The sequence below is a fragment of the Streptomyces sp. NPDC025651 genome (assembly GCF_055558735.1).
This window is the reverse complement of sequence record NZ_JBVHLZ010000001.1, coordinates 905,971-923,716: the sequence shown is the minus strand read 5'-3', so window position 1 is coordinate 923,716 and position 17,746 is coordinate 905,971. Positions and strand designations below refer to the sequence as shown.

Below are 17,746 nucleotides of genomic sequence, written 5' to 3'. Positions count from 1 at the left end.
CGGCGGACGCCTTCCGAACACGCCTCAGGACGCGGGCAGCGCGCCGAACGGCACCGTGAAGCACGCGACGCGGTCGCCCGCGCCGCCCTGCTCGCGGTGCAGCACCACGGAGGCGGCCTCGCCCGGCCGAAACCCCCAGCGGTGGTGCGCCCACGCCGACCCCGAGCCGTCCGCGGCGGCCGTGAAGTCCAGCCACACCTCGTTGTCGGCGTTCAGATAGGCGGGGTCCTTCGACGGCTGCACCGGATCGACGCGGTGCTGGTAGTGGCCGCCCGCCGCGTCGGGTGTCGCGCCGCACGGCTTCTGGTGCACGTGCACGCCGTACGCGTGGCCCGGCTTCAGGCCCCTGACCCGCGCCGTGACGGCCGTACCCGCCCCGTCGCTGCGCTGCTCGACCTGGATCCAGGACGCCGCGGGGACCAGCCCCATGTCGTACGTGACCGCGGGCGAGGGGATGAAGGCCGTGGGCGGCGCGAAGGTCGCCTCGGCCCGCATCCAGTAGCCGTCCGCCGCGCTGCGGGTGGTCACGCCACCGGTCGTGCCGCCCTCGGCCACACCACCGTTCACACCACCGGTCACTCCGCCGCCCGCGCTCAGCACGGCCGCCGCCACGGCGCCGACCAGTATTCCTGCCGCCATTCGCCCGCTCCTGTCCTTCGTGTCGCACTGGTCCCCCTTGGCCCCTGCCTCGTTCGTACGGGACTTCGGGAGGGTGCGCCGCGCCGGAGGAGGCAGCCGGGTGAACCTGGCGTGACGGTCGTTCGGGGCCCCAGTGGATCTACGGCGGAGCGCGCGGCGTACGCTGTACAGCTGTCATCAGGCCGCCCCTGCCGTTTCCTCGCGACACAGCGGCAACGCACTGCCGATCGGGGAACAACGGGGAGTCACGGTGCTGGAGAGTGTGGGGGCGTTGACCGGCAGCCCTTGGATCTATGTGGTCGTGGCCCTGTCCGTCCTGTTCGACGTCTTCGTGCCGGTCCTGCCGAGCGGCGTCCTCGTCATCATGTCGGCCACCGCGGCGGCCGCGGCCCAGACCGGCACGGGGCGGGTCCCGCACGGGGTCCCCGACATCCTGATGCTCATGCTGTGCGCCGCCACGGCCTCCGTGCTCGGCGACATGGCCGCCTTCCGCCTGGCCTGGCGCGGCGGCGCACGGTTCGACCGCGCCATCGCCCGCTCCCGGCGCCTGACCCTCGCGCAGGAGCGGCTCGGCGCGGCGCTCGCGCGGGGCGGCGGCGTCCTCGTCGTCATCGCGCGCTTCGCGCCCGCGGGGCGGTCGGTGGTCTCCCTCGGCGCGGGCGCGGCCCACCGCAAGGTGCGCGAGTTCCTGCCGTGGTCGGCGCTCGCCGGGGTGGCATGGGCCGGATACAGCGTGGCCCTCGGCTACTTCGGCGGCCAGTGGCTCGGCGCGACCTGGCTCGCCACGGGCGTCTCGCTCCTCGCGCTGATCGCGGCGGGCGCGGGCGCGGCGTTCCTGGTACGGCGGCCCCGGCGCGCGTCCGGCGAGGCACGCTGAGGACTCGCGGGCGAGTACGCCAAAGACTCGCGGGCAAGCACGCCGAGGACTCACGGGCGACCACGCCAAAGACTCACGGGCGAGCACACCGAGGACTCGCGGGCGAGCGCGCTAAGAGGCTCGCGCCCCGCGCACTTCGAGCCCGGCGAGCAGCTCCGCGGTCGCCTCGGCCACGGCGTCCACGGCGCGGTCGAAGACCTCGCGGTTGTGCGCGGCCGGGGCGCGGAACCCGGACACCTTGCGCACGTACTGGAGCGCGGCGGCCCGGATCTCCTCCTCGGTGGCGTCCTCGGGGATGGCGGGCGGGCGCAGCGTCTTGATGCTTCGGCACATGCCTCCAGTGTTACGGCAGGCGGTGCCCCGGTGCCAGCACGGGCCGCTCCTCGCGGAACTCCCCGAGGGGAAGCGCGACCTGCGCCTCGCACGCCGTACGCCCGCACTCGCAGACGAGGGACAGGACGGCGGCCGCGGCGTCACCGGCCGACCAGGGGCGGGCGAAGAACCCCTCGTACTGCCGGACGGTCGCACGGTTCGCGTACCGCGCCAGCCGCACCCGCTCGGCCGCGCTCCGCGCCACGGGCCCCGCGGCCAGGGCATCGGCGAAGAGCTTCTCGACCTCGGCGACGGTGTCCGCCACGCTCCGCCGTCCGTCGACGGCCAGAACGCGTGCGCCGGACCCGGCCAGCTGCGCCTCGATCTCGCCGAGCAGCAGCCGGTACAACTCGGCGACGCCCGGGCGCAGTCCGCGTTCGGCGAGGCGGGCGCGCTGCGCCTCGGGCGTCGGCAGCAGCCACACCGCGCGCTCGCCCGCCCCGGCGACCGCGGGCGTGACGGGCGTGCCCTCGGCGACGGTGAGCGGGGCGTCGGGCAGCGCGCGCAGATCCTCGGCGACCATCGGGCCGCGCTCGTGGTGCAGGGACATCGCGAGCAGCTCCTGGGGCGACGCCGACCAGCGCTCGGCGGGCGGCAGCCGCTCCCACCGGGCGGCGGCCCGGTGCCCCGCGGCGAGCGCGCGGTCGCGGTGCTCCCAGGTGTGGGCGTCGGCGTTGTACCAGCGCAGCCCGTGCCGCCGCGCGAGCAGCCGGGCCACGGTCGTCTTGCCCGCCCCCGGCGGCCCACCGATCCACAGCACGGACGCCATGCGCCCAGTGAACCACCGGCACCGCGCCCCCTCGTACCGCTTCACCCTCCTCGCTCCCCTCGCTCCCCTCGCCCGCCTCATCCCCTTCATCCCCCCTCAACCCTCCTCGCCCCCTCGTCCGTCTGGCTCGTTCGTGCTCGTTCGCGCGTGTATCGCTCGCCCAGCAAATTCGAACAGGAGTAGCATTACGGCGTGTCCGCATCCCCTTCGTACGACTTCCCGAGCGACCTCCTCGCCGGCCAGGAGGAACTGCACCAGGTCCGCTCCGAACTCCTGGCGCTGCTGAAACGTCTGCCCTGGTCGGTCGAGCCGCTCGACGGCTTCAGCGACACCGGCGGCTGGCGGAAAGTGGAACGCCCCGCCTCCCCCGGCTGGACCCCCGACGAACAGTCCGAGGTCGAGAAACTCCGGGCGCGCGAACGGGAGTTGGCGGTCTTCGTGACCTGCCATCGCTATTGGGAACAGGTCTCGGGCCCCGACGTGGTCGCCGCGAGGGCCCGCCTCAAGCACGCCCACGAGGCGCCGGACGGATCCCTGTCGTAAAGCCATTGACAGCCGCAGACGGCGGGCGTTGACTCCTTCTACCAGCGGCCTGAAGAAGCCCCTTTCAAGCCCCGTTCAAGCTCCGTTCGAGCCCCCTTCGAGCCACGGAGGTGCAGCCATGAACGTCCTGATAGTCATCGCGATCCTGGCCCTCTTCGGCCTGGGCTTCAACCAACCACTCCTGTGGCTGGCCGCCGCGGCACTCGCCTTCTACCTGGTCCGGTTCTACGAAGGCGGTGGATCCGCCACCAAGAAGAGCAGCTCCAGCAGCGGAGGCATGGGAGGTTCGGGCGGCGGAGGAGGTGGCGGCGGTGGCGGTTACCCCAAGACCTACCGCGACTACCGCATCCGCAAGGAACGCCAGGAGCGCTGGGACCGCAGGTACCGCAGGACGCACCCGGGTTCCGGCCGCTGACCCGCCCCTTGCCGCGGCGAGCGCCACGGCCCAAGGACAAGGCCCCCCGCCGAGATCGGCGGGGGGCCTTCGTCACCGGTGGGCGCGGACGGTTTCGAACCGCCGACATCCTCCTTGTAAGGGAGGGTGTGTGCGGTTGAGGGCCTCGGTTCGACGGCTTCCCCACCTGGCCTCGCTGCCACATATATGCAGGTAGACGGCCTGATCGCAGAACCGTCACCCCCTTGCCGCTCCGCCAGTGCACGTCACCGCTACGCCAATGCACGCTATTGACACAGAGCCCCGTCCCCTAAATATCTCCCAAACGATCAAAGGTCTCCGTCCTGGTCAGGGACGGCGGACGGCCCCTCGCGCCGCACTGGCGGGAGGGGCCGTCTCCGGTGCCGGATCACCACCGAGGGGGGGCTAGCCATTCGATGGCGTCCGGCACGTTCGCGGGGTGGGGGGTGCGTCCGGCTTAACGGGCGCCGGGGCTCCGGGTCATTCACTCGTTCGCGTGAACGTGAGTTCGAATCCGGACACTACCTCCAGCCTTACGGCATATGCCATGACGCCGCAGGGCGGATCCACTTCGAGGGCGATCAGGGCGCGGGGTCTGGGCGCCTCGACCAAGATCAATTAATGCCGCAAATCTGCTGCTGACATATGATCATGGTCGGTAAACGGTTGAGCGCGTGCCACCCGCCGACCAGCCACAATGGATCACCGACGCCCTCCAGGCGACCGGTGACCGCATCCGTGTCCGGCGACTGCACGAGAACATGACCCAGGAGAGCCTCGCCCACACCGCGGGCATCGACCGGTCGACCGTCCAGCGCATGGAGGCCGGCCAGGAGATGAAGCTGAGCCACCTTCTGCGGGTCGCGCACCAGCTGCGCGTTCACGTCACCGACCTCCTCCACTAGAGACACACGGTGCGCCGTGAGGGCCGTGAGGTGGCGCGCCACTCCTGGTTCTGTCCGCCATTCAAATGCACACACCTGCCTTACGGAAGACTGCGCACAGCAACGGTTGCGGCACTTCGTTCGCACCCCGTGCGAATCGATCACCCATGGTGTAAGCGCTGGCCAGAGCCCCGAACGCACGGTGCGCGGAACATCACCTTCGCGAACTGGGCGGGCAGCTCAGGTGTACGCGCACCGTCACTCCGGCCGTCGACGGGCGGTGGATGTCGTGGCTGCTGTACGGCTGCCCCGGCTGGATGGGCCGATCGCAGCGGGCGCAGATCATCGCCGGGCCTCCCGTATCAGCTTCCGTAACAGTCGGCCAATGGCGCAGTAGTTGAAGCGCTGGCACGCCGCGCACTGATCGAGATGGTCGAGAAGGGCCGGGTAGGCCGTCTTCTCGCGGACGGCCTCCTGGGCTGCGCTTCCGCGGGGCGTGTGAGGCGTGCTCACGGCGCTGTCCCGATAGCCAGGATTCGGGCAATGCGTTCAGCGCAGGCGACCTCGTCACCCCGCTCGCCGACTTCGTAGTCGAAGCTGGTGATGTACCGACCTGCGGTGAGCACAATCTCTTCGGCGAGGCGGTTGTTGAGGGGGTTGGATACATGGAGCCGGAGCTCGGGGTCGCAGGCCGCGACGCGCAGCCCGCGGTCTTCGAGGTGTTTCCCTAGTTGGTGCAGGTCGTCGATGTCCACGCCTTGACGATCTCAATCCCGCTGGTGGGGGCGGGATATGACAACCTATGACACGGAGTGGATCATGCGGACGGTTGCGATCACGGGCACGCGCAGCACCGGGCATCGCAGCCTCGACGAGTACGCGGACCTGTTCGCGAGCTATCTCGGGCCATTCAGCCACGACGCGCTCTTCTACATCGGCGGGGCGAAAGGGATCGACTCCCTCAGCCTGCTCTGGCTGGCCGGGAACACGGACGCCCGCATTGTCGTGGTCGCGCCCGGCACGATCGACCAGCAGCCGGCCGATGCCCGTCAAGCCATCGCCCGCACCCGGGACCGCATCACCGAAATCGTCGAACTGAAGGCGGCCGAGCTGCGGTCACCCGCGTATCACGCACGGAACAGGTGGATGGTCGACCGGTCGGGCATGACCGTCGGCTTCCCGAAGGCGGATGAGCCGAACTCAGGTACGTGGCAGACCCTCAACTACACGGCAGATCGGGGGAAACCGCGCCTGATCGTGCCCGTGTAGGCGGCATCTGCGCCACGATGGCTGGTATGGACGACAGAGCGGCGGGAGCCGCGGTGCTGAAGCGGCTGCGCCGCCGCCGCGGCCTGTCCCTGTCCGACACTGCGCGGGCGCTCGTCCAGTACGCGTCCGATCTGCACCACCCGCACCTGCCCGCGGTCGCCTCCGTGCAGCGGTCGGTGGCCCGCTGGGAGTCGCCCCGGCCGACGATGCCGGACGAGCGCTACCAGCTGCTCCTTGCCCACCTGTATGCCCGCACACCGGCTGGCGAACTGGCGGTGGGCGCCGGCTCGGACTTCGCGGAGTTCCTCGAGGCGCTGCGCCTGTTCGGAGAGAGTGAACGACGGGTCGCTGAGCTGCGGTCGCTGCTGGTGCGGGCGATGACAGACTCGGGCGGCAGCATGCTTGCGTTCCTGTCCCTCGGCGTGCAGCAGGGCCTCGCGATAGCGTTGGCGGATCCGTCGCGGGCTGACGAGGATGTCGTGGCCGGGCTCGCCACGGTGGTGTCGGATGTGAATGCCGAGGTCGGTTCCCTGCCGTTCGTGCGGCTGCAGTTGATGCTCGCCCCTGCTGTCGAGGCGTGCCGTCGCCTGCTCGCCGGGCCCGTCCCGGAGCCGCTCCTCCCCCAGCTGCGGGACGCTGCGGTCGCGGCGTCCACGCTCGCGGGCAGGCTTGCGTTCGAGACCCGGGACGATGCTGCGTCGCGCGCTCTGTACGCGGAGGCGACCCGGGAAGCAGGCCGTCTGGAGCAGCCGTGGCGGCGGGCTGGCGTCCACATGAGCCACGCCCTGGTGACCCTGTACTCGACGCAGGGCATCGAGCCCGCCCGGCTGCTGGTGGACGAGGCAGTGCGGGCGGCCCGGTCCGGGGACTCGACGCTGGTCCGGGCGCGCGCCCACGCGCTGCAGGCGGAGATCGCGGCGCGTGCGGGTGAGGAGCGGCAGTCGCAGGCGGCACTCGGTCTGGCCTGGTACGACCTAGACGCGGATCATGCCGGGGATCCGGCACCGACATCATTCTCGCCCGGCCACCTACGTGGCTTCGAGGGCGTCTGCGAGTTGTACGTGGGTGACCCGGCTGCGGCCCACGACCAGTTCGCCCGGTCGGCGGAGGCTCTGTCGGCGCCGCGGGAGCAGGTGCAGCGGGCGATCGTCACCACGGATCAGGCGTTGGCGCGGATCCGGATCGGCGAGCCGCGGGCTGCGGCGGATCTGCTGCACGAGTGCGTGGCGGCAACGTCGGCGACAGGCGGGCGCGTGCCGGCGATCCGGCTGAAGAGGGCCCGGCGCGAGTTGCGGCCGTGGCGGCGGGAGGACTTCGTCGCCGACCTCGACGATCACCTGATGGACGTCCTCGGCACGTGATCGTCATATGCCGGTCACGCCCAGGTTCTGGGCGATGTCAGACCCGGCGCCTAGACTTCCCGCATGATCCCCACTCCCCCGGACTGTGGTTCCGCGCGGTCTGCTGCGGTGGTGAACGACGAGATCCGGGAGCTCCTCGCGGAGACGGGCGGCTGGCTGTACGGCCAGACGCGGGCCCGGTATGAGGTGCTGGTCGCGGAGTGGACGCGCGCCGAGCAGGCGGAGTCACTGCGCGGAGAGATCGTCGAGGCGGCGTAGGCCCACACGCAGGACCCGACGCGATCACCGGGGACCCGTACTGCCGTGGAACCCCGTTTCAGGTGTTGTCGGCAAGCTGCCGTAGGTCGGCGGCCACTGTCGTGAGCGCGCTTGCGTCCGGGAGGTCTCCGTCGGGCGAGGTGCCGTCTTCGCTCTGCTCCACCCATGCGTCGGTGAGTGCGCCGACTGGTCCGGCGAGGTTGGCCAGGGCGTAGGACAGGTCGAGAAGGACTTCGCGCAGTGAGCTGGTGTTGCGCAGGTTGTCGATCTCGGCGAGCTGTCGGGTGTGGTCGCGGATCGTGGCGGCTTCGTCGGCGCCGAGGTGATTGAGGGTGGCCATATTTTCTCCTGTTTTGCGGCTACTCGTTGGTGTGGACGTCATGGCGTCCGGGCCCTCTTCCCATTGAGGCTGACAGCTACTGCATGGAGCGTGCCGGTAGGCGGTGCCCGTCTCTGTTTCGTGCGGGATGTAGGCGTCGGGGTCCAACTCGGTGTCGCCGCACCGCTCGCAGTTGGGGTACTTGGCTTTGGTCTGAGTCACGCGGTTCCCTCGGAGTTAGCCTTCTGGTTCAGTTGCTGGCGCCGTGCGCAGTAGTGCTCGGGCAGCACGTCGAGCCTCTCGCTATGGACAACGAACCCGCAGCCGGGGCAGCGCACGAATCCGGTGAGACACAGCAGCTCACCGGCGCCCATTCCGTCTGCTTCCATCGCCAGGAAGGCGACCCGGTTCTTCGGCATCGGGGCCCTTAGGCGGCGAGGTAGGCGAGCGGGTTGATGCCGTTGCCGTCGTCGTCGAGGTCCATCAGCCACTCGTCGAAGAGGTCGTCGCCGAGCCGCCTGTTCAGCTCGTCCATCAGCCAGCCGCGCATGAGGGCGAGTTCCTGGGTGACGGGCCTGCCCTCTGTGCCCATCCAGGCGAGGCAGAGAGCCTCGTCGGTGAGGTTGGCGGCCATCTCGGCAACCTTCTCCGTGGACTGCTCGCGAACCATGGCGTTCATCTCGTCTCCCCTGCTTGATGTTTGTTTCTGTTTAACAAGAATGACGCAGACCACCCCCCTTGTCAACCTGTCACCACAGATGGATGCTAGATTCTGTTAAACACTTACCGAGGGGGAGCGATGGGGCGACCCGCCACAGGGCAGACCAAGGTCATGGGCTTCCGGCCACCCAAGCCGCTGCGCGATGAATTCGAAGCGCTGACCGCAGGCGAGGAGCGCACGCCGTCTGACGCCCTCATCGAGGCCATGCACGACTGGGTGAAGAAGAAGCGGCGCGAGCACGGCACGCCAGAGGGCGCCGCCGCCGTGGATGAACGGTGAGCAACCTATGATCCTGGCGTGGCTATCGAACTCCCCGATGATCTGATCAAGTTGGAACGTTCCGCCTGGGCTGAGATTCAGGCCGGTGTGCTGACCGTGGAGACCGCGCAGGCGGTGCAGGAGCGGATCAAGGCGTTCGCCGCTGAGACCGGGGAGTCGCGGCTCACCGTCGAGACGGAGCTGAAGAAGCTCGTCCGCCACCCCGAGCCGGACAGCGACGCGGCCTGAGCTACGGCCGCCACTCCTCTCGGTAGCCCGGACGGTCAGCGTAGGGGAGCGCGAGCAGGCGCAGTGTCTCGCAAGGGAAAGCCTCCCCGGAACACTCGGCGCAGAACGGGTCGTCGGCCTCACCAAGAACCCGCTCGGGGCGGTCGCGGTACTCCAGTGCGTGCAGCTCCAAGAGCCGTCGCTTGACGTCGATCTCGCGCAGCACCCGCGCCGGATCATGGGCGGCGATGTGGGGGCCGAGCCCAGCATTGCCCGACGAATCGACCATCACTCCGCGCCACCGGTCTGAGGTGACCGGCAGTCCTTTGCGCCGCTCCATCTCAGCGACTTGAGGCTCGGGCGGCCAGATGAGGACTGTCGTTTCGTCCTGGTCGAGATGCCACTCGGGCGACGCATACTCGGTGGCCGCCTGCGCGATCCGCTCGTCCTTGTCGAGCTGCTCGCCGTACCACTGCACCAGGTCGTCGCTCACGGTCCCCTCCAGGGTTGAGCCCCGCCCGGCGCTGACGGGCGGGGCCAGCAGCAGCTACCCGACTTGCTCGTAGTGGTAGTGCGTTGAGAGTAGCGGCGGGGGCTGACAAGGGCGGCGGGTCAGGCGGTGAGCTGGACTAAGAGCCCTGCGACGGACCCCAAAGAATCATGGCCGGACCTCTTGCAAACTTCGACGTACATACGTCATAGTTGGGTTATCGAGAGGGAGGGGAACCCGATGAACACCGCCACCGCCGCACTTGAGGCCCACGTCACCGTCGGCACCGTCCGCACCTGGTGCCGCAACGGCGTCGTCACCGCCACCAAGACGGCCGGCCGCTGGGTCATCGACACCGCCTCCCTCGCCGCCCGCATCACCATCGGCAAGATGAAGCGCCCCGCCAAGGCCGTCGCCTACACCATCGACACGATGACGGCGATCGGCGGGCGCCGCTGGCAGAAGAACGGCATGGACCGCGTCTACCTCAACAACTGGACCGAGTTCGCCGGGATCGAGACCACCCACTACGGCACCGGCAACATCTCCAGCGCCAGCCTCGGCGGCCACGGCATCGCCAACGGCCGCGTCTCCCGGCTCCTCGGCTCGGTCAGCAAGGTCTACTTCGACACCGCCGACCAGCAGGTCCACGTCCAGCACTACGGTGCCGACGCCCTGGAGATCCGCTACCTCGACGGTGAGCGCGACACGGTCAACCTCGTCGACCGCATCTTCACCGGCATCCGCACCGCCATCGCCGCCCTCTGACCGCCGCACGTAGACCTAGAAAGGCTCTCGCCATGACCGCCTCCTTCCGTGTCACTCAGGACTCCAGCAAGGAAGACCTGTGGACCAAGATCGAAGGGCAGAAGCGCCAGATCGCCAAGCAGGACGGCAAGATCGAAAGGCAGCGTACCCAGATCGCCGCACTGAACGAGCGCGTGACCGAACGGAACCGCACGGTCGCCGCCCAGGACCGGGTGATCGCAGAGCAGAACGACGAGATCCAGAAGCTTCGCGAGGAGAACGCCCGCCTCCGAGAAGCCTCAAAGGTCGACATCTGAGAATCCGCACCGCCCTCCCGCCTCACTGACAGGACAACCGCCATGAGCTACACGACCACCAGCTACGGCACCTGGTGCAACCAGGTCAACACCTACTCCACCAGCCCCGACGCCGACGTCCTGGACTTCATCAACGGCGGCGACAGCGCCTGGCGGGAGCTTCTCGAAGCGTCCGGCGCGCTGGCCCGGATCCAGGCCGAGTACCGCGACGCGATCAACGAGGCTCTCCCGGACAGCGTCGCCCTGTGCGGGGACGAATTCATCGGCCCTTGGGAGCCCGAGGACGACGCGTTCGACGGCTACCCGACCGACGACTCCAACAGCCTCGACATCAAGGCCCTGGTCCAGGACATCAACCTCGCCACGATCGTGGACCGCAACGAGCCGCTCACGCTGGAGGACATCGGCCGCTACGAACTGAAGTCGACGGCAGCAAACCCCGCGAAGAGCGCCTCCGGGGTGCTATCCAAGCTGGGCCTGAAGCCGTTCGCCTACGTCCCGCACCCGGAGTCCGGGCGCCCCCAGGCCATCTACCTGGCCGGAGAGGTCCGCACCGCGCTCGCCGCCCGGCCCGGCCGCGGGGCGCGCACCGACCGGCAGGGCACCCGGTGACCGTGCGCCCGTCGCAGCTGCCCAAGCTGCGCCGCCAGACCCTGCGCTACCTGCGCGACCCCGAGTACACGCTCCGCAAGAACACCGGGCCGCAGATGACCGAGGGACTGGACGCGCTGCAGGCGGGCCTGGAGGCCGCCGAACTGTTCTGGGTGCAGCAGGACATGGCCGCCCTGTCGGTGCACGCGGGCGAGCAACTGGCCGCCGCGCGCTGGGCAACGGCCGACCGGCCATCCCCGTGCGGGCTGCTCTACTGGCAGAACGGCATCGGCCACATCGACAGCCACGGCGTGCAGATCCCGATCGAGGCCTGCGCGTGGTCGCCGTTCCGCGGCAGCATGATGCTGTGGCTGCTGATCTCACGCGACCGACTGGCCGCCGAGTCCGCGCAGGTGCGCAGCGACGTGCGGCTGCTGACGGACCAGATTCCGCCGCTGGTCCCGGTCTTTGGCGCCACGCTCCCGGTGGAGGCCGAGCCGACGTCACTGGCCGCGATCGACCCGGAGCTGCCGCAGCCGGTGGTGGCCGCGCTCGCCTCCGCCTGGCTGCTGATGCAGCAGCCCCTGCTCATCGACCGGACCCGAGAGCGGGCCGACAAGCCCACCGCTCGCGCCTACGCCCGCGACGGCCTGCCCACCCCGGAGGTCACGGTGGTGGACCTCCGACGTCAGTACACACCGCAGGACCGTGACGCCGACGCCGACGGAGACGGCCGCCACTACCACCACCGGTGGGTGGTCTCTGGGCACTGGCGGACATACCAGTCCGAGCGCTATTCCGCCGAACTGCGCGGCTCCAAGCAGTGGATCCCGTCCCACGTCAAAGGCCCCGACGGAGCGCCTCTGCTGTCGACGGAAAAAGTCAACGTGTGGCGGCGCTGAGCGCTAGAGTGCGAAGAACCGGAGCAGTAAGCCCCCACCAAATACGGCGGGGGCTTATCTGCGTGCGGGCAACAGGGGCGATTGTCAGTGCCGTCGGCGATGATGCGTTCATGGCGATCACGATGAAGAACTACGGGCTCACCTGGACCGACGAGAACGGCGTACCGCGCGCGACCGTGTGCAGCTACGACAAGGCCAGTGCCGAAGACCGCAAGGAGAGACTCGAAACCAGCGGCTGCACCAGAGTGAAGATCAGCGAGACGAAGCCGGGGCAGCTGCTCCAACCGCAGGGCTGACGCACGAACGCCCGCCCCCGAGTTGGGGGCGGGCGTAAGGCTGGACGTCTCCGGGGGCCTCTGCCCCGCCTCGCTGATAGACCCCAGTACGGGCCGTCGATGGCGGGAGGGATGCGGTTACCCACGCCCGGCCGATCCCGGCAGACGCTGGCCCGCCCGGCTATCCACCGTTTAATGAAAGGGCTGGGCGGGTGGCGCAGAGGTGCTCGTCGGCTGCCTCTTCCATGGCGGCCAGGGCGACAAGCGTCGCAACGTCATAGGCGGCGGGGGCGGCGTCCGGCTGGCGCGGGATGAGGTCGGTCACGTGGGCTCCTCGTCAGGGCCTACCGGGCCTGCGCTCTCCGGGCGCGGGACGCGGGCGGCCACGGGCGTCACTCCTCGCGGAACCGGATCGGGCGCTGAGCGGCCTGCTGCGTTTCGGCTTCAATCGCCTGCTCGTCGATGACGATGAGCCTGTCCAGCGGGCAGGCCTGGCTGGCGCGGACCGTGTACAGATCCTCGGCTTGGTACTGATCCACGACGGCCTGGACAGCACTGACGAGGTGAGGCGGGCAGATGATCGTGCGCTTCGCGTCGCCGCGCACCTGATCGTAGAACCGGATGTCGGTGAGCATACGCTGAACGTCGTCCACTTGCCCTTCCTTCAATTGAATACGGTGCGTACAGCGGCCCCGGCAAGGGAAAGTTGCCTAGGCCTGCGGTCTGTCAGGCGAGGACGGGCCACTCATCACCGGCACTCACGGACGCCCGCTCGGCCGGGAGACCGCCTCCCGATTCGCCCGACAGGCAGGAGCCACCAGCATCCACGCCTTCCGGCCCCAGCCCCACCGCTTCGACGGCCCACCCCGCTTCGGCACAACCCAGATCAAGGCGCACGATGTTCAGACGGGGGACGTTCTCTACTTCGGCGATCGTTCGATCCCCGTTCAGACCGTGAAGAGCGTGACAGCTCCGTCCGGGGCGGTAGACGTACAGATCAACCTGGGCACCGACTTCCCGATTTTCGCTGCCGCCGACGAACTACTCACCATCGCCGCACAGCGCGACGACGAGTAGCTACTCACAGCGCCTCAGGGAACGTTATGCGCTGCCGCCTCTTGTTCGGTGCGGTCGGTCGGCGCCCCACTGAACAACTCTCTGTACGCTGGATGGATCGTGACGGTCGCGGTGGCATCGAGCCGGAGTGCGCCGAAGCGAAGAGCCCCCGCACGCGCCATGGAGCGTCGGGGGTTCGCTGCACCAGGATCGGCACTGCGGGTGCCGCGCCACAATGCGGCATCCCCTCTCCCTCACTCGCCGCTTCTGCCCTACGGTGTCCCGATCAGCTCAACCCTGGGGGGGGACGTATGCGTGTTCACGCGACCGCAGCCACGGCAGTCCTGCTTCTCGCCCTGCTCACCGCATGTGGGAGCGACGACGGCAACCCCGACGAGAAGTCAGACGCCAAAGCGCCTGCGTCCAGTGAGCCAAACGACGGAGACGGCGTCGGGAAGACGCTGAAGCTCGGCGAACCTGCACAGACCATCGGCGATGAGGGAACCGGCGTCCTCCAAATCACCCCCGACACGGTCGTGTACGTGAAGAAGGACGGCGGGGAGAAGGCCGAGCACGGGGTGTTCGCTGTCGTCACGATGAAAGACAAGGCGATGACCGGGACGCCGGCTGATGAGGTGGCGCCGATCAGTGGCGGGGGCTGGTCGTGGATCGCGCCGGACGGGGAGTCGATTGGCTTCGACAGCGGCAACTCGTCGAGCATCGTCATCGGCAAGTACAACAACGCCGATCCGGTACAGCCCGGCACCTACCAGTGGCGACTGCAGGCGTTCGATCTCACTCCCGCGCAGGCGAAGGGCGGCACGCTCCTCTACGTGGACGGCGAGGAGACCGCCTACCGCTGGAAGATGCCCGCGACGGACTCGGGCCCCAACGTTGCCGAGCTGAAGAAGCAGTTGGCTGACTGAACGCAGCGGAGCCCCGGCCCTTGTGAGGACATGGCTAAACGCCCCCGCCGCCTGCGCGGGGCAGGGGCGGGGGCGTCAGTCACTCGGCGGGTTGCTCCGGCAGGACATCCGGCTCGAGGAACAGTCCCTCGTAGGCGGGTTGGGGCTGTGGTTCAGCGAGGCCGAGCTGTACGAGGCTGGTCATGTCTCCCGCGCTGTCATCGACACGGCGCGGCATGGGGGGCGGGTCGGGCATGGTCACACTCCGGTGCGGTTGTACTCGTCGACTCTGTCTGGCGGGGCCGGGGGTTCGATTCCGTGGCCGCGCATCTGGGTCGTCAGTTCCCCCACGTACCAGGCGAACGCGCGGACCAGGGACCGCAGCGAGCGGACTTCCTCGCGGGTCGTGGTCAGTTCCTGCCGCAGCTCGGTCTTGATCGCGTCGAACGCGGCGCGGTCTTCGGCCCGCTGGTTCGGCTCAGTCTGCACGCGGGCTGCTGCCCGTGTGGCTTCCGCTGTCGCGGCCGCTGCCCGTGTGGTCGCGCGCGCGGCGAAGAGGCCGGCCACGACCATGCCGACCGTTCCGATGACCGCCACGATTCCTGCCCACACCGTCACGGTGCGCCGCCTCTCCGGGCGGCTCTCGGCAGGTGGGGGACCGAGTGCTCGGGCACCGTAGCCGCCCACAGGATGACTCCCACATGGGAGGTGAGGTACCAGACGGCGACGTAGCCGCCGCGGGAGTAGTCGCCGGAGATCGCGGCGACGGTGTAGGCGGTCGCCCACACGGTGGGGGGCAGCAGGGCGGCGACGAAGCCGCCCCAGTCGCGGCCGACCTTGAGGAATGCGGAGGTGCCGGTGACGAGTCCGGCTGCGATCCACAGCCATGCCCAGTGCCGGATGTCGCACAGGTCCGTCAGGAGCTGCAGGCCCTGCGTCGGGGGTGGGTCGACGAGGAAGCTCGCGCCCCAGCATGCCTTGCCGACGCCGATGATGAGCAGGAAGATGCCGCGCCGGCCAAGCCGCCGCCGCAGCCAGTCGGCCGCACGGCACGGCACTTAGACGCTCCGGGGTGCGCTGCCGCCGAGCGCAGCCTGAGCCTTGGCGCTGACACCGGTCGGCTTCCACAGTCCGAAGTGCGCCAGCACGCCGGTCCCGAACGCCACGAGAGAGAGGACGACGGCGGTGCCGAAGTCCCAGTCCGGGCCCGGATTGGCGACCTCGACGAGGAATCCGTTGAGCGTCGACAGCGCCAGCAGGAGGACGGCCTTCACGCCAGCGTGAGTGACGCGCTTGGTGACGAGGCCGACGAGGACGGGCAGCACGACACTGATGGCGAGGCCGAGCCAGTAGGCCTTGTCGAGGGATGCGTCCATGGCAAATCCATTCTTCGGGGGAGGTTGACGGAGAGGTCAGACGTTGGGGACGTGCAGTTTGTCCCAGGTGGATTTGCCGGGCGGCCACTTGGCGTCGGCGCCGGTGTAGCCGCACTTGCGCTGCCAGGCCTCGTAACTGTCGACGTCGGCCTGGCCGAGCGTCGGCCCGGGGCCGACCTTGTACCGTCCGCAGCCAACGGCGACGAGGCGCTTCCCCATCGCGGTAAAGACCGCGGACTTCCTGCCGAGGGCGGGCTTGCTGCCGCTCATGAAGAACGAGGCGCCAGGGAAGGGCTCGTACTTGTCGTCGGCAGGAGGCTTCGGCTCTGCGGTGCCGTCCGGCCGCGGTGCCCCCTTCTGGACCCAGGCGTAGAGCGGGCCGCCGGGGCAGGAGGTGGCGTAGCCGTCGCGATGCCCCTTGATCTCGTCGCCCGCGCCGTTCTTGCGAAGAAGTTCGATGCCGTCGCGTATCGCGCCGAGCATGGCGTCGCTCGGCTGTGTGAGGCCGCTGCTGCCGACGAGCCCGACGATCGCGTAGTGCGCCTGGTTAAGAGCCTGATTGCCGTTGGCGCCGGCGCGCTTGCCGATGCCGCGGCCCTCAAGGAGGTAGCCGTGCGGGCAGGCCGCGTAGTTGTAGGCGACGTCGGAGTAGCTCTCCTGCTTGTTCGCTAGGTGGCTCTTGCGGATGGCCTTCCATTCGGCGATGCACGCGTCGTGATCGGTGGAGAGCTCTATGGAGACGGGCGTGCCCTCGTAGTGAACCTTGACGCCCTTGGTTGAGATCTGAGTCGGAGCAGTCGAGGCCGACCAGCCGAGTTGGCTGCGGGTGACGAGCTTCATCGGTGCTCCTCAGACCGCGGTCTCGGTGACTGCGAACCGGGTAGTGGCGGCGAGCGTCACGCCGGACTGGCTGGTCAGGAAATTCTTCACGTGGTCGACGACGTCCTGTTCGCTGACGGCAGTGGAGTCCGAGGACACCTTCAGGTCGACGGTGATGGGGTTGTCCGAGGCATCGCGAGCGGTGACGAGGACATGAGGGAAGTCCATGAGGCTCCAGAGATGAGAAAGCCCCGGGCCATCGGCTCGGTGCTTGAGGTGAAGGTTCTTTCAGTAGTCCCAGGTGGTGGCGACGAATTGGGCGTGGCCGACGGCGGCGGGCTCGTGGTGGTCGTGCCAGACCTGGATGCCGACGGGGACACCGGACTCGCCCCAGAAGCACCAGGTGTTGGTGTCCCAGTCACGGCCCGGGGTGTCGAGCTGGTCCTCGGCGCCGGTGTCGTCGGGTTCACCGAGCGGGTCGCGGACGAAGCGGGCCATGAACTGACGCTGCCGCACGTCGCCTTCGGGGATGGTGAGGGGCTCCCAGCGGATGTTGCGGGCCCACAGGAAGTCGGCGTCGAACGGAGGCATGATCAGCGCGGGAGCCCGGTACATGTGCCGGTCGTTGCGGATCGCCTTCTCAAAGGTGAGCAGCGTCCACAAGTTCGGCGGGATGATCTGCGGGGAGTCGCGGTAGAGCTTGCACTGCGTGGCCATGGCGCCTCCTACAGGCTGACGATGACGCCGTTGAACCCGATCCACGGCGGCTTGACGTCGGAGGAGAACCCGAAGACTTCGAGATATCCGTCGGTGCGGACATCCAACTTCAGCGCGATGCGGTCCGAGCTCACGTCGGAGACGGGGATGAGCACCGTCCGCAACGTCGACGGCCTCACCACACTCGGCAGAGCGGTCGAGTTGATGACGTAAGAGCTTGGCGGGGACCCTGGATACGAAGTGCGATTCACGGAACCGCGTAGCTGCAGCGACTCCTCGCCCGAGATGTTCAGCAGCCGGTACTGCAGGTTCCCGTTGCTGTTGCCATTCTGCGTGAAGCCAGAGGCCAGCGAGATCGTGGTCCACGCAGAGGCCCCCGTCGACACCGCCACCCATGTCGAACCGTCGTAATGGTCAAGCCTGTTGATGTCCCGAAGGTGCGTGAGCATGCCCTCCACGGGAGCCGCAGCCCCGACGAGGGCCGCAGCTCGCGCCGATGCAGATGCGTAGCTGAGAACGCTGCGCTGAGCGAGCGCGTTGGTGATGTCCTTCGCCAGCTTCCCGGCGTCGGGCTGGTCGGTGAGGGCGGCGATCTGGATGCCCTGCCCGTAGTCGTCCGTGATCGGCACAGGGCCTCC

32 protein-coding genes are annotated in these 17,746 nt (G+C 69.0%); 15 read left to right on the top strand and 17 right to left on the bottom strand.

The window, feature by feature from the left end; translation table 11 throughout:
• Positions 1–24: 24 nt before the first annotated feature.
• Positions 25–639: a superoxide dismutase family protein gene (locus ACZ4D5_RS04420; protein WP_467770816.1), complete on the bottom strand. Its 615-nt coding sequence runs from the start codon at positions 637–639 to the stop codon at positions 25–27.
• A gap of 250 nt (positions 640–889) precedes the next feature.
• On the opposite strand from ACZ4D5_RS04420, the gene ACZ4D5_RS04415 reads away from it, so the two are divergent.
• On the top strand, positions 890–1,516 hold the full coding sequence (locus ACZ4D5_RS04415; RefSeq protein WP_467770815.1) for a DedA family protein: 627 nt from the start codon (positions 890–892) through the stop codon (positions 1,514–1,516).
• Between the two features lie 111 nt (positions 1,517–1,627).
• On the opposite strand, the gene ACZ4D5_RS04410 is transcribed toward ACZ4D5_RS04415, so the two are convergent.
• A complete protein-coding gene (locus ACZ4D5_RS04410) occupies positions 1,628–1,849 on the bottom strand; it encodes a DUF2277 domain-containing protein (protein ID WP_062769581.1) in 222 nt (73 codons plus the stop codon).
• A gap of 10 nt (positions 1,850–1,859) precedes the next feature.
• Entirely contained in the window at positions 1,860–2,657 is a 798-nt protein-coding gene (locus tag ACZ4D5_RS04405) for a hypothetical protein (protein WP_467770814.1), read from the bottom strand.
• Positions 2,658–2,849: 192 nt separating this feature from the next.
• Between ACZ4D5_RS04405 and ACZ4D5_RS04400 the strand changes: the two genes are divergently transcribed.
• The 3 genes from ACZ4D5_RS04400 (at position 2,850) to ACZ4D5_RS04390 (ending at position 4,520) form a co-directional block, all read left to right on the top strand.
• The gene (locus ACZ4D5_RS04400) at positions 2,850–3,200 is read left to right on the top strand and encodes a hypothetical protein (protein WP_467770813.1); all 351 of its coding nucleotides are present in this window, start codon (positions 2,850–2,852) and stop codon (positions 3,198–3,200) included.
• Positions 3,201–3,318: 118 nt separating this feature from the next.
• A complete protein-coding gene (locus ACZ4D5_RS04395; RefSeq protein ID WP_467770812.1) occupies positions 3,319–3,615 on the top strand; it encodes a hypothetical protein in 297 nt (98 codons plus the stop codon).
• A gap of 674 nt (positions 3,616–4,289) precedes the next feature.
• Positions 4,290–4,520 carry a helix-turn-helix domain-containing protein gene (locus ACZ4D5_RS04390; RefSeq protein WP_467770811.1) on the top strand — a complete coding sequence of 77 codons (231 nt, stop codon included), beginning with the start codon at positions 4,290–4,292 and terminating at the stop codon, positions 4,518–4,520.
• Positions 4,521–5,008: 488 nt separating this feature from the next.
• On the opposite strand, the gene ACZ4D5_RS04385 is transcribed toward ACZ4D5_RS04390, so the two are convergent.
• Positions 5,009–5,254 (bottom strand): hypothetical protein, encoded by a 246-nt coding sequence (locus ACZ4D5_RS04385; RefSeq protein WP_467770810.1) that lies wholly within the window; start codon positions 5,252–5,254, stop codon positions 5,009–5,011.
• A gap of 64 nt (positions 5,255–5,318) precedes the next feature.
• Here ACZ4D5_RS04385 and ACZ4D5_RS04380 point away from each other — a divergent pair, with 64 nt between their 5' ends.
• The 3 genes from ACZ4D5_RS04380 to ACZ4D5_RS04370 all read left to right on the top strand — a co-directional run bounded on the left by ACZ4D5_RS04380 (position 5,319) and on the right by ACZ4D5_RS04370 (position 7,387).
• Positions 5,319–5,768 (top strand): hypothetical protein, encoded by a 450-nt coding sequence (locus ACZ4D5_RS04380; protein WP_467770809.1) that lies wholly within the window; start codon positions 5,319–5,321, stop codon positions 5,766–5,768.
• 26 nt (positions 5,769–5,794) lie between these two features.
• On the top strand, positions 5,795–7,129 hold the full coding sequence (locus ACZ4D5_RS04375; RefSeq protein WP_467770808.1) for a hypothetical protein: 1,335 nt from the start codon (positions 5,795–5,797) through the stop codon (positions 7,127–7,129).
• A 63-nt stretch (positions 7,130–7,192) separates the two neighbouring features.
• Positions 7,193–7,387, top strand: coding sequence for a hypothetical protein (locus tag ACZ4D5_RS04370; protein WP_467770807.1), 195 nt, complete (start codon positions 7,193–7,195; stop codon positions 7,385–7,387).
• A 58-nt stretch (positions 7,388–7,445) separates the two neighbouring features.
• Here ACZ4D5_RS04370 and ACZ4D5_RS04365 read toward each other — a convergent pair whose 3' ends face one another.
• From ACZ4D5_RS04365 to ACZ4D5_RS04355, 3 genes are all read right to left on the bottom strand, one after another.
• Positions 7,446–7,727 carry a hypothetical protein gene (locus ACZ4D5_RS04365; RefSeq protein ID WP_467770806.1) on the bottom strand — a complete coding sequence of 94 codons (282 nt, stop codon included), beginning with the start codon at positions 7,725–7,727 and terminating at the stop codon, positions 7,446–7,448.
• A gap of 197 nt (positions 7,728–7,924) precedes the next feature.
• Positions 7,925–8,125, bottom strand: a complete 201-nt coding sequence (locus tag ACZ4D5_RS04360; protein WP_467770805.1) for a hypothetical protein — start codon at positions 8,123–8,125, stop codon at positions 7,925–7,927.
• Positions 8,126–8,133: 8 nt separating this feature from the next.
• Entirely contained in the window at positions 8,134–8,385 is a 252-nt protein-coding gene (locus ACZ4D5_RS04355) for a hypothetical protein (RefSeq protein WP_467770804.1), read from the bottom strand.
• A gap of 120 nt (positions 8,386–8,505) precedes the next feature.
• On the opposite strand from ACZ4D5_RS04355, the gene ACZ4D5_RS04350 reads away from it, so the two are divergent.
• Both ACZ4D5_RS04350 and ACZ4D5_RS04345 read left to right on the top strand, forming a co-directional pair.
• Positions 8,506–8,706: a hypothetical protein gene (locus ACZ4D5_RS04350; protein ID WP_467770803.1), complete on the top strand. Its 201-nt coding sequence runs from the start codon at positions 8,506–8,508 to the stop codon at positions 8,704–8,706.
• An 18-nt stretch (positions 8,707–8,724) separates the two neighbouring features.
• Positions 8,725–8,934, top strand: a complete 210-nt coding sequence (locus ACZ4D5_RS04345) for a hypothetical protein (protein ID WP_467770802.1) — start codon at positions 8,725–8,727, stop codon at positions 8,932–8,934.
• A gap of 1 nt (position 8,935) precedes the next feature.
• Here ACZ4D5_RS04345 and ACZ4D5_RS04340 read toward each other — a convergent pair whose 3' ends face one another.
• On the bottom strand, positions 8,936–9,406 hold the full coding sequence (locus ACZ4D5_RS04340) for a DUF6221 family protein (protein ID WP_467770801.1): 471 nt from the start codon (positions 9,404–9,406) through the stop codon (positions 8,936–8,938).
• 237 nt (positions 9,407–9,643) lie between these two features.
• Here ACZ4D5_RS04340 and ACZ4D5_RS04335 point away from each other — a divergent pair, with 237 nt between their 5' ends.
• The 5 genes from ACZ4D5_RS04335 to ACZ4D5_RS04315 all read left to right on the top strand — a co-directional run bounded on the left by ACZ4D5_RS04335 (position 9,644) and on the right by ACZ4D5_RS04315 (position 12,256).
• The gene (locus ACZ4D5_RS04335; RefSeq protein WP_467770800.1) at positions 9,644–10,171 is read left to right on the top strand and encodes a hypothetical protein; all 528 of its coding nucleotides are present in this window, start codon (positions 9,644–9,646) and stop codon (positions 10,169–10,171) included.
• Between the two features lie 32 nt (positions 10,172–10,203).
• Positions 10,204–10,467, top strand: coding sequence for a hypothetical protein (locus tag ACZ4D5_RS04330; RefSeq protein WP_467770799.1), 264 nt, complete (start codon positions 10,204–10,206; stop codon positions 10,465–10,467).
• A gap of 42 nt (positions 10,468–10,509) precedes the next feature.
• Positions 10,510–11,079 carry a hypothetical protein gene (locus ACZ4D5_RS04325; protein WP_467770798.1) on the top strand — a complete coding sequence of 190 codons (570 nt, stop codon included), beginning with the start codon at positions 10,510–10,512 and terminating at the stop codon, positions 11,077–11,079.
• On the top strand, positions 11,076–11,960 hold the full coding sequence (locus ACZ4D5_RS04320) for a hypothetical protein (RefSeq protein WP_467770797.1): 885 nt from the start codon (positions 11,076–11,078) through the stop codon (positions 11,958–11,960). Before ACZ4D5_RS04325 ends, ACZ4D5_RS04320 begins: the two co-directional genes overlap by 4 nt.
• A 110-nt stretch (positions 11,961–12,070) precedes the next feature.
• Positions 12,071–12,256 (top strand): hypothetical protein, encoded by a 186-nt coding sequence (locus ACZ4D5_RS04315; protein WP_467770796.1) that lies wholly within the window; start codon positions 12,071–12,073, stop codon positions 12,254–12,256.
• Positions 12,257–12,416: 160 nt separating this feature from the next.
• On the opposite strand, the gene ACZ4D5_RS04310 is transcribed toward ACZ4D5_RS04315, so the two are convergent.
• Entirely contained in the window at positions 12,417–12,560 is a 144-nt protein-coding gene (locus ACZ4D5_RS04310; protein WP_467770795.1) for a hypothetical protein, read from the bottom strand.
• 67 nt (positions 12,561–12,627) lie between these two features.
• Positions 12,628–12,888: a hypothetical protein gene (locus tag ACZ4D5_RS04305; protein WP_467770794.1), complete on the bottom strand. Its 261-nt coding sequence runs from the start codon at positions 12,886–12,888 to the stop codon at positions 12,628–12,630.
• Between the two features lie 714 nt (positions 12,889–13,602).
• Between ACZ4D5_RS04305 and ACZ4D5_RS04300 the strand changes: the two genes are divergently transcribed.
• The gene (locus tag ACZ4D5_RS04300; protein WP_467770793.1) at positions 13,603–14,217 is read left to right on the top strand and encodes a hypothetical protein; all 615 of its coding nucleotides are present in this window, start codon (positions 13,603–13,605) and stop codon (positions 14,215–14,217) included.
• Between the two features lie 237 nt (positions 14,218–14,454).
• On the opposite strand, the gene ACZ4D5_RS04295 is transcribed toward ACZ4D5_RS04300, so the two are convergent.
• The 7 genes from ACZ4D5_RS04295 to ACZ4D5_RS04265 are packed head-to-tail and all read right to left on the bottom strand — an operon-like array spanning position 14,455 to position 17,737.
• The gene (locus ACZ4D5_RS04295; RefSeq protein WP_467770792.1) at positions 14,455–14,793 is read right to left on the bottom strand and encodes a hypothetical protein; all 339 of its coding nucleotides are present in this window, start codon (positions 14,791–14,793) and stop codon (positions 14,455–14,457) included.
• Between the two features lie 17 nt (positions 14,794–14,810).
• Positions 14,811–15,254: a hypothetical protein gene (locus ACZ4D5_RS04290; RefSeq protein ID WP_467770791.1), complete on the bottom strand. Its 444-nt coding sequence runs from the start codon at positions 15,252–15,254 to the stop codon at positions 14,811–14,813.
• Positions 15,255–15,572 carry a hypothetical protein gene (locus ACZ4D5_RS04285; protein ID WP_467770790.1) on the bottom strand — a complete coding sequence of 106 codons (318 nt, stop codon included), beginning with the start codon at positions 15,570–15,572 and terminating at the stop codon, positions 15,255–15,257. It abuts the gene before it with no gap.
• A 36-nt stretch (positions 15,573–15,608) separates the two neighbouring features.
• A complete protein-coding gene (locus tag ACZ4D5_RS04280) occupies positions 15,609–16,412 on the bottom strand; it encodes a peptidoglycan-binding protein (RefSeq protein WP_467770789.1) in 804 nt (267 codons plus the stop codon).
• Between the two features lie 9 nt (positions 16,413–16,421).
• Entirely contained in the window at positions 16,422–16,619 is a 198-nt protein-coding gene (locus tag ACZ4D5_RS04275) for a hypothetical protein (protein ID WP_467770788.1), read from the bottom strand.
• 60 nt (positions 16,620–16,679) lie between these two features.
• Complete coding sequence (locus ACZ4D5_RS04270) at positions 16,680–17,108, bottom strand: hypothetical protein (RefSeq protein WP_467770787.1); 429 nt, start codon at positions 17,106–17,108, stop codon at positions 16,680–16,682.
• Between the two features lie 8 nt (positions 17,109–17,116).
• Positions 17,117–17,737, bottom strand: coding sequence for a hypothetical protein (locus ACZ4D5_RS04265; RefSeq protein WP_467770786.1), 621 nt, complete (start codon positions 17,735–17,737; stop codon positions 17,117–17,119).
• Between the last annotated feature and the right edge of the window lie 9 nt (positions 17,738–17,746).